Raw genomic sequence first — 13,778 nt, 5'->3', positions numbered from 1 at the left:
GTTTTATACAGATATCCAATCACATGCCGGCAAACTGGTTCTTCACCTTCATAATCTTCTGCTGCTCCGCCTGCTCCATCTGATACCAGCCTTTTGCTGACATCTCCTTATAAATATCGTCCTGCATGCACAGACTATCATTTAAAGCCTGGTTAAAGGTCTGATGCACATTGGCGGTGGAAGCTTCGATGGTGCCGTGCATGTACAAATCGCATACGCCTTTGGTTGTCAGGAGAAGGTTCTCCATGATACACTTGTCATCCATTCTATTCTTCCTCCTTATACAAGATTATAAAAGTTGTCAAAAATCTGCTGGTGCTTCTGTGTCATCTGCTGGACCTGATTCTTAAGGGTCGGATCCTGCAGGTTCTGGATAGCCTCCTGGCACTGGGTTTTTAAAAACTGCTCATGGCCTAAGGCATCCTCAATATAATTTAATTCCTTCGGACTCATTCATATCACCTCCGGGATTAGTATGCGCCGGCTCAGCACTGTATATTCACGGTTCCCGGAAATGTTATCTGTATGACGCCGCCCCAGCTGCACATGAGTCTGGAATCATTGGTCAGTGCGGCCGCCCTCAACACTGGATTCCTACTCCAGCTCAGCGCTTATATTGAAAACCCTGGCAAAACCGCAGGCATCCATTCCCACATATACGGTAAAATGCTGGTTGGTTAAAAGTTCACCCGAATCCATATCCCGCTCCCCTCTTTTTCATTTACGAAGTCCTTGTCATACCCTCATGGGCCAGTTCCAGCGACTCAATGGCAACTGCATTGGAGGTGGCGCTAAAATCCGGGGCCGTATACTTGGTCGGCCATGCGTTGATGACCTGCCAGGACGCAACCGCCGCCTGTGTCTCGTCTAACAGGCTGATGGTAACCGTCTTGCGCTCCACTGTCCCTGTAAGTCCCTTCATTAGCCAGTCGTACAGCCCCTGTCCCTCTATAATACCTTTTTTCAGTGTTATATTTCCATATCTTCTCAATCCGAGTACCTTGAGCGGCATCTCTGAAGCCATGTTGCCTTCCCTATATTCAACAGGTTCCATGGTGGCGTCAAACCCGGACACTTCCGTAAAACGGCCTGCGTCCAGTCCGTCTATTTCTAATTTAAAGTGGAGTTCCACTCTTGGATGTCCTGTCATTTATTATGATTCCTCCTGCTCTTGAGTGATGATGTCCGGTTCCGGGTATGCGCCTGTACGCCTCTGGATATGCGTCTGCATGCTTCCGGATATGCGTCTGCATGCTTCCGGATATGCGTCTGTACGCTTCCGGATATGCGTCTGTACGCTTCCGGATATGCGTCTGCATGCTTCCAGATATGCGTCTGTACGCTTCCGAATATGCGTCTGTACGCTTCTGAAGTATGCGTCTGTACGCCTCTGGATATGCATCTGCATGCTTCCAGATATAAGTCTGTACGCTTCCAGATATGTGTCTGTACACTTCCCGGCATCCGCTGTCATCGATTATTGGACTTCCCTGGTCTTCTGGGTGATTCTGAAGATTACAAATTCAGCCGGCTTCACAGGAGCCACGCCGATGACACAAATCAGCCTTCCGTTGTCAATATCATCCTGGCTCATGGTAGCGCGTCCGATGTTAACGAAAAACGCCTGATCCGGCGATGTCCCGACCAGGGAACCGCCTCTCCACAGGTTGGTCAGGAACACCTCTATGGTCCTCTGTACCCTTACCCACAGCACCTCGTCATTGGGTTCAAATACAGCCCAGTCCGTATTGGCCTTAATGGTTTCCTCGATGAAAATAAACAGCCTGCGGACGTTGATGTACTTCCAGTTTCCATCGCTGCTGGCTGTCCTGGCGCCCCAAACCCGGATACCCTGCCCCGGAAATGCGCGTATCAGGTTCACACCCTTAGGATTCAGGATATCCTGCTCACCTTTGTCAAACTGCACATCCAGTCCCACACAGCCCCGCACCACTTCGTTGGCGGGGGCCTTGTGCACGCCCCTGGTGTTATCGCTCCTGGCATAGATGCCCATCACGGAACCTGATGGCGGTATGGAAATATTCCGCTTGTCCAATGGGTCAAATACAGTAAGCCACGGATGATAAAGAGCCGCGTAGGTAGTATCGAAAATATTCCTGTGGCTGAGGATATCCTGCACTTTTCTGGATTCCCTGGGAATATCCAGCACCGCAAACCGGCTGGCCAGGTTCTCACAGTGGGACACCAGGGAAAGCTGCACATTGGAATCCGTAATCCCGGGGACCGCTATAATGGATACCACATTATTATCCACAAAAGCCTGGATACCGGTACGCCGTCCGGCTCCGTTGTCAACACCTATGAACTCAGTGGCGGTCATGCCAAGGGCATTGCCGTTGCTGCCTCCCTCAAAATCAACAGATACCAAGGCAGCACCGCCATCGCCCAGCTGTTTGAAAGGAGGGATGAATTTCCCAGTACCGCCTGCGCCTTCCCCGCTGACATCGGATCCGTCCCCGCCCTCTCCGGCCGTGCCGCTCCCTGTATTCCCGAACTGTACGGCCACTGAAATCAAATCTGATTTGGCTGCGTTCTTCTCCACAAAATTTGCAGTGTTGATATTAAATGAAAGGTTATCATACCTCTCCACGATATCCTCAAACCGCACTTCCATGTTAAACTCACAGGTAGTGATGACCTTTTCCGGCAAAAGCTGTCTGTCCGTCACATCCATATCAAACTCTTTCTCAAAGAAGATGATATTGTCCTCACTCTTTACAATCCGGTTATAAACCGACTGTTCCCCGTCCGAGAATTCCACCACATCCCCGGCCCAGAAGCCGGCTCCATTCTTCACCACATAACACCGGCCGGCTGATGTCTCCAGAACCTCCATTATCTGTGTCTTAGCCTTGCTGGAAGGGGAAATCACAACTTTCAAGCGGTTTCCCCACATTCCCGGGTTCCTGGCCGTCATCACCAGCACCGGGTGTTCCCTGTTTGGAAGCGTACCCTTTGCACAGGCCGCATCTCCCGGCGCCACCCTGGCAATAAATGCCCTGGCACCTCCATTGATAAAGAAATGCTCCACCGCATACGACAGGAACCGGTAGTCCCCGTACTCATCAGCCGACAGATATCTCCCATAAATCCGCTTAAAATCCGCGAAATTGGTTACCAGCCGCGGAGGCCCTTCCACCGGTCCCCGCTCCGCCATTCCGATGAAGCCTGCCGTGCTGGTCCCCACTCCCTCCATGGGTTTGCCTCCTGAGTCGAACTCCTCCACATATACTCCCGGTGATAAATACTCTGCCATGAAATACCTCCCTTATAATGGCACAGTCTGAAAGACTGCTAAGTTATCTGTTTCCATATCACAGTCGGACGGATACTTCTGGTGCCCCCTATCCCCCTATCCTTCATCCAAACCGTTCCGCCTCCTGTTCCAGGCTCCTGTCATCATTAAGAGCCTGTCCCCTGACCGCCTCTGTGGCCTGCACCCTGCCCTGCTTTTGCTGAACAACATGCCCAAGTTCATGCCCCAGATGCATTTCCTGTCCCGCACCCAGAAATATCTGCCCACCCTGGGCATGGGTCTGTAACTGCGCCTGCTTATATTCCTCCTGCATTCCCAGTATAACCTCCCTTCTTAACTTACATCAGATTGAACGTCTTATATTCCGCTTTAACTCTAATATAATACAATTCTATTGAAAATGTCACCCTTTTCAATAGAATTGAACCAATAACCCATATTTTAAGGCTAATGACTTTATTTACAAAGTCAGACGGAATAAGCATTGCCATACATTATAAATTATAAATAAATAAGAGGGGATTTCAATGTCCAGACAAAATGACCGGCTAATCATTAACAAGATGCGTTCCATCATCCGTTCCTTTTACCGGGGTAGGCCCTCCCTGATTTTGGAACAGATTACAGTGATATCATATGGATTAACAACCTGACCCGTCAGTATCCCTACGGATATTACAGCGTTTCTTCCAGCCTGTTTAAAATGCCCAGACCGCAGCAATACCTGATTACCTTCAGCCACAGCCATCTCATGTCCCTGGCCCCGGACGCCTTTGCTGTAATCTGTGAATACAATGTTCCTTCCCAGAACGAACCGGAGCATCCATACTGTTCCAGTTTCATCCGGAACCTGTACCAGGACCATCCGGAACATATACCAGGGCTATCTGAAGCTGGTATGTGTACACATATCACCCGCTTCATCCACTTCTGTTTCCACTGGGTTCCTCTCCATATCCGGCCGTCATGCCGAAGTATACCACATATGCACTGAAGATATCGCGTACATCGAGGCGTCCAACACATACAGCAATATGTACTGCTGTTCTGGCCGGATACTGGCCAGCCAGTCCGTCAGCAGTATGGAGAAACATCTTCCTTCCTATTTTATGCGCACCCACCACAGTTTCATTGTAAACCAACAGTATGTGCGGCATATCTACCGGTATGATATAGGCTGGAGCAGAGCAATGGGACACAGCTTCCGACTCCAGAAAGGCCGTGTATGAAGGTGGTGTGCCGGCTGAAGACATAGGACAGATTTGCGGACAGGCCCCGATACATCAAAACGCCAGAAAGCCCGCACTATATCAACCCGTGCAGGCTCCCTGTCCATATCTGCGTATCTTCCGTTCAATCATTTTTCGTCCAGCAGAATCACTCCATCCGACAGAATCACTTCGTCCGGCCAATCTTTTCGCTGTAAATTTCATACTGCCGCTGGGCATTTTCCTTAAACGGCGCACTGACCGTGAACTCCTCCCCGTCAAACAAGGTTACCATCCTGACGCTGAACGTTGCCACATACCGCAGGTTTACTGCATAGGACTTATGCAGCCGGATGAATCCCGCCTTCTCCATGTCAATTTTGGAAAACAGATTTTCGATGGTAGAATAACAATGATACGTGTGTGTGTCGGTTACAATTTTAACCCTTCGGTTATCCCCCTCAAAATACTGGATATCCTTTAACGGGACCCGATACACGGTCCGGCTGGACTTAAACTCAAAGATCCCCGTATCTCCCTGTATCCTCTCACACGCCTTACAGAAAATGCTTTGAAATTCCTCAATCTTAAACGGCTTCTTTAAAAAATGAAAGGGCTGGAACTGAAACAGCTCCAGAGCGTATTCGTCTCCATATCCGGACATATATACAATCATGCTGCTGTCATTATTAAGCTCTTCGCGGATAAACCGCCCCAACTCAATCCCGCTGCAGTCCTTCATGATGATATCCAGAAAAATCAAATCGAAATACCGTTCCTTCAGAGCCTTTTCAAATTCCTTCCCTGTGTTGAATACCTCTGCCTCCAGTTTCCTTCCTTCTTTTCTCCATTTCCTTATATAATCTTCCAGCTGGTTACATAGCTGTATGTCATCGTCGCAAATTGCTATATGTATCATAATACTTTCCCCGTACTGCTAAATTTATTTATGATATTTTACACCCCCCTGTACCATTTTGTCCATATATGTTGAAAACAGTCGCTTTATTGTAGAAATTTCACTTTCCTCTGCTAATATACAACAGCGCCTGGACATGTATACGCTGCCAATCCAGATGAATTGCAGATACATTTCCAAGCGCTGTTCACGGTTATATTTGAAAAATACAGCCGGGCTTCCCGCTTTGCGGACGGCTGAATCCCAATGGGAAGAACGCTGCGGGCTGCATCGACTGTCTTTAGACCAAATCTTCCATGCAGCCCTGCCTCTTCACGCTTATCCTTTTTATCCTCCTAATGTAACATCCTGATTCGAATACCACCTTAACGCAGCCTCCACATGTTCTTTCCTGAAATCCGGCCAGTAGTCATCCACCACATATATATCCGAATACACAGACTGGACCGGAAGGAATCCCGACAGCCTTCGACGGCCGCCCCAGCGGATTACAAGGTCAATTCGGGAAACATCGGCTGTTCTGAGTACCGGTCCGATTGCAGCGGAAGCAGCCGGCGCTTTCCCTGAGTTATCCGGTTTGAATCCCACATCCCACTCCCAGCTGTAATTAACCAGAAAATTAATCCTCATTCCGCCAGCCCCGAAATCGTGGCGCCTGGTATAAGGAAGGAGTTCCGGCGGAAACATAGGGGACTGGGTATTTCCCAGCACAAGCAGGCTGGCATCCTCCTTTGACAACTCCTCCACAGCTGCCACACATGCTTTTGTAAATGCCTGGCGCTGGGTGCTGGGACGCTTGGTGTTATCCACGGTAAATCCATAAAAAGACATTTCCTCAATCCCCAGTTCACGGCACATATGATATAGCGTCATCCCCGGTGAAATACCGTGTCTGTATCCATCCTTTTTCTCCATTCCCCGGTCCAGGGCCCACCTGCGGTTCCCATCCGGTATGATCCCAATATGCTTCGGTAATCTCATAATCTCTCCTCCATTTCCGGCGGACTGCCGGTAATATATGGATAGTATGGGCTTTTATGGAAAATATATACCTGCTGGGGCACGATTGCAGGTGTGGTGATTCGTGTGGTATATCATTGTAGTATTGGTAATTTGTCTGAAGGAACATTCTGGTCTTGGCAATCCGTCCGGAGCAGCATTCTGGTCTTGGTAATCTGCCCGGAGCAGCATTCTGGTCTTGATAATCCGACCAGAGCAGCATTCTGGTCTTGATAATCCGACCAGAGCAGTATTCTGGTCTTGATAATCCGCCCGGACCAGCATTCTGGTCTTGATAATCCGCCCAGAGCAGCATTCTGGTCTTGATAATCCGCCTGGAGTAGCATTCTGGTCTTAGTAATCCGCACAGAATAACATTCTGCCTTTTCCAATCAATCCGAGATAATATCATCCGGATAATCCGTAATGATATTATCGGTTCTGGCCTTCCTGCATTTCTCCACGGAATACTGGTCATTAACCGTCCAGGCAATGACTTCCTTACCCAGTTCATGAATACGGTTCACGGTATCCGGCTCAATCAGCTCAATGCTGAGGACAAAATTATCCGCACTCGTATAAATCTCCGGCTGCGCAATGGGTTTGGAGCTGATAAGACCAGTCTTGATTTCTGGCTCAAATATTTTTACCATCTGCAGACAGCCATAATTAAAGGAGGTTATCATGCATTGGTCCATCATTTCCCGTTGACGTATTAAATCCACCAGGCGGGGAATGAATGCCAGGTCCTGGCCCTTCCTGTATTTTATCTCAATATTCAGCAGTATCCTGCCTTTGCAGTAATCCAGCACTTCCTCCAATGAGGGTATCCCTATACCGCTAAAGCTGGGTCCAAAGCGGCTGCCTACATCCAGACGGCGCACCTCCTCAAAAGTCAGTTCCCCTATTTTTCTGGAATCGCCTGCAACCCGCTTTAAATCCTCATCATGGAGTACCACCAGGACGCCATCCTTTGTAACGCCCACATCCAGTTCAATCCAGTCGGCCCCGCTTTCAATGGCCGCCTTAAATGCTGGTATTGTGTTCTCCGGTGCCTCTGATGAATCTCCTCTGTGGGCTGTGATTTCCACATTTTCATCCCAGCTTTCCATATTCCCATTCTGGATTTGCGCATCTTCGCTCCGAATTTGCGCATTTGTATTCCTTCCGTCTGAACTTATGTTACAGTTTTCCACATTCCCGTTCCAGGGTTCCGCTGCGCATGCGGCTATGGAAGTCTCACCCGCAATCATCAGTCCGCACACCACGGCAGCTGTTATCTGTCTGATATTCATCTTCATATAATGTCTTTCCAATCTATCTCTTTTTTATCACGGACTTCATAACCCGGGGCGTTATCTTCTCGTCCCCGCGAAGGCTGCCAATCAAAAAGGGCGAATCAGGATCATGCTGTCTCCTGTTCTCCTCCACCTGACGCGGGCTCAGGTTCGCATAGCAGTACCTGCAAAAATGTGCGCAGGTATGGTACGTTCCGATATCCACGCTCTTCACACAACCGCATGAAGCCCTTTGTGTATCATCCTTTTTTACATCCAGCTGATGCCCCGTAATCGATGTGATAAGGCGGTCATCAATGCACTTTCCGTTTTCTATTCCATATTCTTCCAGATTCATTTCCTCTGAACAGGTGCTGATTTTAATACCGTACCTGGCTGCAATCGGTCCTAAAACAGATGCCAGAAGGCGGATATCCTCCTGTCCCAGAAGTAAAACCCCCAAATATTCCATATTCTTTTTTATCCTGGAATACATGTCGAGAAAGCTGATTACGCAGGAGCCGGTATATCCACAGAGAGCCCTGCACATTTTCTCAAACCACTCCATATGGTACTGGATTGTATAGTTTCCGCCAAGCAAAACAGGGTCATAACGCCACACAACACGTTCCTGCCCTATACGCCGGGACAGCCGACGGAACACCTTTATCATCTCATCCTTATCCGGGACCCCCGGTTCCAAATCCGTTCCGTAAGCAGTAAGTGTAAACTGGAAATAATATGGATACCCCATATCATCCAGCATGGCTAGCCGGTCCATCATAGGCCCCGGATTCTTGGTCCAGAACACAAAACAGTCCACTGAATCCCGGTCCAGCCGCAGTTCGCTGACCTGCCTGGGATTCATGGGATTCCTCACATAAACAAACTTTTCCTCCAGACGCCGGAAAAACCAATCCGGGTAAAATGCCGGTATATCGGTTCTGCGGCTCACGCTGACAATCATTTTCCCCTCTCCTTGTGCATGGACAGCAGCCTGTCCAGGTAAATGGACTTAAACTGCTTACTTGCCATGGCCTGCTTAATAGGAGGCAGGTCCAGGATGGCTCCGAACACAGCCGCCATGGCCCTGTGGTTGGCAAATGCCTGGTTATCAAAAATCAGGTTCTGCAGGGTTCCCTTTTCGATTGCCTGGAGCACGAACCGGTGCGTACTGTTTACCGGGGTTATAATCTGTTCCGGCCGTTTTTTAAGTTCAATCGCCTTGACACTGCAATTCCTGGCACACACGCCGCAGCCCAGGCAGATGTCCCGGTCCAAAGCAGGAATCCTTTTCCCATTTCCATCCTCTTTCATGGAAATGGCCAGTACCGGGCAGACCCTGGCGCATTTCCCACATCCCACACATGTCCCCTCCGAAATGTCCGGTATATAGTTGGTTGTGGCAACGGGCTGCATGGGGCTGAAATGCCGGGCCGCCTGCAGGGCTTCACAGCAGCAGCCACAGCAGTTACAGATAAACGCCGGATGTTCCCTGACATTTTCCCCAATCTGCACCAGATTGCTGGCATAGGAGCGCTCCAGGGCGTCCAGGGCTTCTTCCTTGGAAATAAGCCGCGCATAATCTCCATGCTCTGCCAGGGAACGGGCCACATTGTCAAACGTCAGGCACACATCCCAGGGCGCGTCAATCTCACAGGGATGGCCTGCATGGGACATCTTATGGCGGCAATAACATAAACCAAGACCAATATACTCCGCCTCCTCCACAATATGGGTGGCCCGCTCATAATCCAGGATGTGATTCATTTTATCATTGGTGAGGACCGGCTCCTGGACAAATACACGCCCCAGCTTTGTCTCCGTGGCGTAAAACAGGTCCTTGATGAAATCCTCCTCCACATTCATGTATTGGTAGTACAACTCACTCAGGTATTTCTGGTCAATGTCTCCCCTGGTCCTCATCAGGGCGAATTCAATGAATCCAGCCATTGGCGGCGGTATCACGAACTGGCGGACCCCATTGTGCCAGGAGTCCACCAGCAGGGCCTTTTCACAGAGATGGTCCAGAAGGCGCTCTGCTTTATACTCAGATGTCTGCCATATCTTTGCAGCCTTTTTCACGGTAAACGGACGCACAGGAAGTAGCGCAACCCACTTGGCCTCCTTCTCCGAATACAGAACCTGTAAAATCTTATATAACGTCTCCGACGCCGGTGCGCCCTGGGTAAACCAGTTGATGCGGTCACTCAGGTTTTTGTAGGCGTCGCGGGTGGTCAGGTGTCCCATATGTTATCCTCCTTTTATTTGATTTCTGTGTAGTATGTTGGTTCGATAGGGCGGTGGTAGAGAAGGCAGGGCTGCCATTGCTATTGGTTTGTTTTTTCATTATGGAATAGGGAAATGTCCATATATTGGACTGTATTCCGGTATTGTTTTGTCTGTGCTTTCCACTAGATTATTGACTGGCTTTTGGTGGATATTCTTTTTGTTGGAAACTGGGTAGGGGTATGGATATGGCCAATCGGATATTGATGTATGTTTCTTTTTACTAGGGAGTGGAGTTTTTTGTGGGTGGAAGTGGATATATGGGAGAGGATTATTATATTAGAGCAGTTTTTTGGTGGTGAGGAGGGGAAAGGCACGGAAAATTTAGGAGACCGTTTCAATGTTTATGTAAACTCAAAAAGCTGAAATAAGATAAGTTGATAGTTACGAAGGGCAAAGCCATCTTTCTAGATTTTTTACTATATGGTTACTCCATATTGTAGATACAATTTCAAGTCTTAATTGCTATACGTTGTTCCTTTGTACTTTTATACTTTTGTATTTTTATGCTCTTGTATTTTTAAGTTCTTGTTCCCTGTCTATTTGTCTCTCCATGCTTTTTCGTCCCTATGTTTTTCGCCTCTATGCTTTTTCGCCTCTATACACACCCCACTCCCCCAAAAAAATCAATATGCTTTTACTCCCTATGCTTTTATCTCCGATTGTTTTTCTCACCCTGCGCATTTGTGTCTCTATGATTTCGTACTACTACATTTTTGTCTACCTATACATTTATCTGCCTATGTCTTTTATCTCTATGACTTTATATCTTTCTGTTCATACGCCTTTATCATCTTACGTCTCGTTTATTATGTATTCCGTTTATTATGTATTCCGTCCATTTGTTCTATATTCTATATTAAAACATCGCTTATATTCTTTTATTACATGCTAACACTGCGGTCATAGGCATACCTATCAATCTATTATATTATAAGTGGCTTATTATGTAATCTTAATTTTGAGCAGGAAATTAGACCGTTTTCTGTAATAATTTTTTAATATTTACATGTTGACTTTGTTTTCATTTACTTTTTATGTTAGATAACCCTATTTTCAGTGTTCCATTATTTCTGGTGATTCATCATTTCTAGTATTTCATTTTAGGTATTTCTTTCTGCAAACATTAGACATTTTCGTGGTTATACGTTACAATAAAAATGATAACTAAACTTTCATTCATTAGTTCAATTCCTATGGAAAGGAGTAATTCTATGTTAAAAAAAGTATTCGCAATTCCCATTTTAGTAGCATGTCTGACCGTTGGCGGTTTCATCAGCGCCTCTGCTCAAGAAAAATCCATTACTTCCGTGTCCCTATCCTTTTCCTGGGATAAGTCCCCCAAGGGCGGCGATATTGTAGGCAACATCTATGCCAATTCCAGCAGCAGCCAGTATAAGGTTGAGGGGACGGTATATCTCAAAGACGATGATACCTGGATTTTCGGCGAGCGCCCTGAGGCTGAGGTGGAATTATCTGCGCAGGACGGCTACCGCTTCTCTGACATTAAGAAAAATAGTTTTACCCTGTCCGGTCTGGGTATACAATATAAAGAATCCCACATTGAATCAGACGGAAGCTCACTAATCCTGCAGGTTTACCTTCCTGAAATATCCGGTAATCTGCCTGTGAGTACAGCTACAAGCTGGAGCGGCGATACTGCTGTGTGGGACGAAGTTGAGGGTTCAGAAAAGTATGAGGTGAAACTGTATAAAAATAACCGCCTGCTGGCCACAGCAACAGAGACAGCCTGTTCTCATGATTTCAGTTCTTATATCAATACAGAAGGCAGTTATACGTTTAATGTACGCGCACTCGGCACCTATACAACAGAATCCAGCGGTTGGTCCGCCGACTCCGATGCCAAGGTCCTGACCCGTGAAGATGCATGGTCCCGTGGAAATGGTACATGGGAAAAAGCTTACTCTGGCTGGAAGTTTAAGTATGGGGATGGAACTTATGCAACAGACTGCTGGAGAATCATTAATGATAAGTGGTATTATTTTAATTATAATGGATATATGGAATCTGACTGCTATGTGAAGTCCAATGCGATTGAGATGTATTATTGGGTTGGAAGCGATGGGGCTTGGATGCCGGAGTGGGATACGGCGGCGCCGGATAGAGGGAGTTATCGGGTTGTACAATAGATGTTAATTAATTGAAGAAGACACTGCTATGAGTTCAAATCCCCAATAGCGGTGTCTTTTACATCGAATTTCTATTCAATACTTATATATGTGCTTCTCGTCCTGCTACTATTCCAATAAAAGCCGGAAGCACAATCCTGAACTTCCAGCTTTACTGTTATCTTACAAAAACATGGTTTATAGAACAACACATCCCATAATATCCTTATCCAGACTTCTTATTACCTCAACCTGGCTCTGGATTTCCTCAAATTTAGCCCTTCCTCTCTCTTCCACCAGAATAATCTGACCGGCTTCCGGAAGAAGGCTTAATGTCTCGGCATAATGTTCCATATCCTGGCCTATCTGAATTTCAATTCCATCTACCCGTTTTTTTAGTTCCTCTGCAATCTCAGACATTTTATCATTGGATGCAGAGCCAAGAATCAATATTTTTTTCCCTGTCTGCATATAGTTCCTTACATTGACAGCCATGATTTCATACACTTCAGCCGGATGACGTAATCTCTTTCCCTCCATCCGGTTAAGCCATCTATCTATGCCTGCAAAGGCCCGTTTTCGGGGAACCTGTGAAAAAACGCCAAGAATCCTGAGTCCAAAACGTTTCTTAAGTTCCTTTTCAGAGTTCAGTCTGTCACTCATTAAAAATGCAACGCATATACAGAATATGGATAAAAAGGCTCCCAGTACGCCACCCAACACTCCGTACTTGATTCCACTCTTAAGGCTGGAGGCAGCTGATAAAGCTGACGGCTGGGATGGCTCCACCAGTTCCTCTAAGGCTTTTTCTTTATCCGCCAGATTCTTCTGCAAGGTTGCAAAAGTATTTGTGTTATTCTGCTGCATTCCAGCCAAACCTTGATCCGCAGTGACACCCACTACCTCATCCATTACAATCAAATCATGCTTTTCTAGTTTTTCCTGTATCTCAGCTTTCTTGCTCTCAAGATTATTCAAAAGAGCATCCAATATTTCCACAGCCCCTGCTTCATCTGAATATGCAACTGAGATAGTCAAAACATTTCCTTCATAGTCAATATTTGTTTCAATCAATTCACGTATATATTGATTATCAATGCTCTTCCCTGATATCCTATCTAATCCGTCCGCTCTCTTTACAATGCCCTCATAGGCCTTAATAATACCGTCCGCCGGGTCCGACTGCAATAAATAAACACCACCTGGATTGTCCGGTACATCGGTCTTTACAAACACTTCCGCAGAAGCAGTATATTTATTATACGGGCTAATCCGCATTAATATTGAATTAGTAAGATATGTTTCCTGGGCTTTAATCTTCTCCTTCAGGTCCTCTATCTCCAATTCATACAGAGCCTGGGTCCTCTCATATATATCCTGGTCCTCAGCATAGGTTACCTCTGTATCCTCAACGTTTTCACCAGACCCCTTATTAATTAAACCGGCCCCCAACTTATACCCGCCCAACAGGATGCCCAATATAACTGCAACTAAAATAATTCCACGCCATTTATGAAAAACAGCAAACATTAAATCTTTCAAGTCAATCTCCTGCTCATAATTATGATTATCCATAGCTTCTCTCCTTTATTGATTCACTGCGTTTTATCATAACATATCCGAAAAAAAGAATCAACCAATCCCCCACCTTAAATTACTTCCAACTGTCTGATACAATCA

General features: G+C 46.7%; 14 protein-coding genes. 2 read left to right on the top strand and 12 right to left on the bottom strand.

Translation table 11 applies throughout. The features are described from left to right. Positions 1-19: 19 nt before the first annotated feature. From LK536_RS48985 to LK536_RS48960, 6 genes are all read right to left on the bottom strand, one after another. Positions 20-265 carry a spore coat protein gene (locus LK536_RS48985; protein ID WP_008726341.1) on the bottom strand — a complete coding sequence of 82 codons (246 nt, stop codon included), beginning with the start codon at positions 263-265 and terminating at the stop codon, positions 20-22. Positions 266-279: 14 nt separating this feature from the next. Continuing rightward, positions 280-453: a hypothetical protein gene (locus tag LK536_RS48980; protein WP_165642847.1), complete on the bottom strand. Its 174-nt coding sequence runs from the start codon at positions 451-453 to the stop codon at positions 280-282. A 268-nt stretch (positions 454-721) separates the two neighbouring features. Then, a complete protein-coding gene (locus tag LK536_RS48975) occupies positions 722-1,150 on the bottom strand; it encodes a phage tail protein (protein WP_227796498.1) in 429 nt (142 codons plus the stop codon). 327 nt (positions 1,151-1,477) lie between these two features. Further along, positions 1,478-3,277, bottom strand: coding sequence for a phage tail sheath family protein (locus LK536_RS48970; protein WP_227796497.1), 1,800 nt, complete (start codon positions 3,275-3,277; stop codon positions 1,478-1,480). 103 nt (positions 3,278-3,380) lie between these two features. Further along, complete coding sequence (locus tag LK536_RS48965; protein ID WP_227796496.1) at positions 3,381-3,590, bottom strand: hypothetical protein; 210 nt, start codon at positions 3,588-3,590, stop codon at positions 3,381-3,383. A gap of 362 nt (positions 3,591-3,952) precedes the next feature. After that, on the bottom strand, positions 3,953-4,120 hold the full coding sequence (locus LK536_RS48960; protein WP_227796534.1) for a hypothetical protein: 168 nt from the start codon (positions 4,118-4,120) through the stop codon (positions 3,953-3,955). Here LK536_RS48960 and LK536_RS48955 point away from each other — a divergent pair. Next, positions 4,072-4,506 carry a LytR/AlgR family response regulator transcription factor gene (locus LK536_RS48955; RefSeq protein ID WP_227796495.1) on the top strand — a complete coding sequence of 145 codons (435 nt, stop codon included), beginning with the start codon at positions 4,072-4,074 and terminating at the stop codon, positions 4,504-4,506. The two genes, LK536_RS48960 and LK536_RS48955, sit on opposite strands and share 49 nt — an antisense overlap. 166 nt (positions 4,507-4,672) lie before the next feature. Here LK536_RS48955 and LK536_RS48950 read toward each other — a convergent pair whose 3' ends face one another. The 5 genes from LK536_RS48950 to LK536_RS48930 form a co-directional block, all read right to left on the bottom strand. Next, on the bottom strand, positions 4,673-5,404 hold the full coding sequence (locus tag LK536_RS48950) for a LytR/AlgR family response regulator transcription factor (protein ID WP_008726325.1): 732 nt from the start codon (positions 5,402-5,404) through the stop codon (positions 4,673-4,675). Between the two features lie 327 nt (positions 5,405-5,731). After that, positions 5,732-6,385 (bottom strand): undecaprenyl diphosphate synthase family protein, encoded by a 654-nt coding sequence (locus tag LK536_RS48945; protein ID WP_227796494.1) that lies wholly within the window; start codon positions 6,383-6,385, stop codon positions 5,732-5,734. A 410-nt stretch (positions 6,386-6,795) separates the two neighbouring features. Continuing rightward, positions 6,796-7,704, bottom strand: a complete 909-nt coding sequence (locus LK536_RS48940; protein ID WP_227796493.1) for a glycerophosphodiester phosphodiesterase — start codon at positions 7,702-7,704, stop codon at positions 6,796-6,798. A 16-nt stretch (positions 7,705-7,720) separates the two neighbouring features. Next, a complete protein-coding gene (locus LK536_RS48935) occupies positions 7,721-8,647 on the bottom strand; it encodes a DUF1848 domain-containing protein (RefSeq protein ID WP_227796492.1) in 927 nt (308 codons plus the stop codon). Next, positions 8,644-9,930 (bottom strand): 4Fe-4S dicluster domain-containing protein, encoded by a 1,287-nt coding sequence (locus LK536_RS48930; protein WP_227796491.1) that lies wholly within the window; start codon positions 9,928-9,930, stop codon positions 8,644-8,646. The genes LK536_RS48935 and LK536_RS48930 overlap by 4 nt, the downstream gene beginning before the upstream one ends. Before the next feature lie 1,253 nt (positions 9,931-11,183). Here LK536_RS48930 and LK536_RS48925 point away from each other — a divergent pair. Continuing rightward, positions 11,184-12,119, top strand: a complete 936-nt coding sequence (locus LK536_RS48925) for a hypothetical protein (RefSeq protein ID WP_227796490.1) — start codon at positions 11,184-11,186, stop codon at positions 12,117-12,119. 177 nt (positions 12,120-12,296) lie between these two features. Here LK536_RS48925 and LK536_RS48920 read toward each other — a convergent pair whose 3' ends face one another. Next, on the bottom strand, positions 12,297-13,673 hold the full coding sequence (locus LK536_RS48920; protein WP_227796489.1) for a YveK family protein: 1,377 nt from the start codon (positions 13,671-13,673) through the stop codon (positions 12,297-12,299). Positions 13,674-13,778 lie beyond the last annotated feature (105 nt).

This window comes from Clostridium pacaense (assembly GCF_020709765.2).
In the GTDB taxonomy this organism is placed as follows: domain Bacteria; phylum Bacillota; class Clostridia; order Lachnospirales; family Lachnospiraceae; genus Enterocloster; species Enterocloster hominis.
This window is presented reverse-complemented; position numbering and strand designations above follow the sequence as displayed.

Bases quoted from the DNA above. Each gene is read 5' to 3' on its own strand.
- LK536_RS48985 (WP_008726341.1), bottom strand. From the start codon at position 265: ATGGATGACAAGTGTATCATGGAGAACCTTCTCCTGACAACCAAAGGC.
- LK536_RS48980 (WP_165642847.1), bottom strand. From the start codon at position 453: ATGAGTCCGAAGGAATTAAATTATATTGAGGATGCCTTAGGCCATGAG.
- LK536_RS48975 (WP_227796498.1), bottom strand. From the start codon at position 1,150: ATGACAGGACATCCAAGAGTGGAACTCCACTTTAAATTAGAAATAGAC.
- LK536_RS48970 (WP_227796497.1), bottom strand. From the start codon at position 3,277: ATGGCAGAGTATTTATCACCGGGAGTATATGTGGAGGAGTTCGACTCA.
- LK536_RS48965 (WP_227796496.1), bottom strand. From the start codon at position 3,590: ATGCAGGAGGAATATAAGCAGGCGCAGTTACAGACCCATGCCCAGGGT.
- LK536_RS48955 (WP_227796495.1), top strand. From the start codon at position 4,072: ATGTTCCTTCCCAGAACGAACCGGAGCATCCATACTGTTCCAGTTTCA.
- LK536_RS48960 (WP_227796534.1), bottom strand. From the start codon at position 4,120: ATGAAACTGGAACAGTATGGATGCTCCGGTTCGTTCTGGGAAGGAACA.
- LK536_RS48950 (WP_008726325.1), bottom strand. From the start codon at position 5,404: ATGATACATATAGCAATTTGCGACGATGACATACAGCTATGTAACCAG.
- LK536_RS48945 (WP_227796494.1), bottom strand. From the start codon at position 6,385: ATGAGATTACCGAAGCATATTGGGATCATACCGGATGGGAACCGCAGG.
- LK536_RS48940 (WP_227796493.1), bottom strand. From the start codon at position 7,704: ATGAAGATGAATATCAGACAGATAACAGCTGCCGTGGTGTGCGGACTG.
- LK536_RS48935 (WP_227796492.1), bottom strand. From the start codon at position 8,647: ATGATTGTCAGCGTGAGCCGCAGAACCGATATACCGGCATTTTACCCG.
- LK536_RS48930 (WP_227796491.1), bottom strand. From the start codon at position 9,930: ATGGGACACCTGACCACCCGCGACGCCTACAAAAACCTGAGTGACCGC.
- LK536_RS48925 (WP_227796490.1), top strand. From the start codon at position 11,184: ATGTTAAAAAAAGTATTCGCAATTCCCATTTTAGTAGCATGTCTGACC.
- LK536_RS48920 (WP_227796489.1), bottom strand. From the start codon at position 13,673: ATGGATAATCATAATTATGAGCAGGAGATTGACTTGAAAGATTTAATG.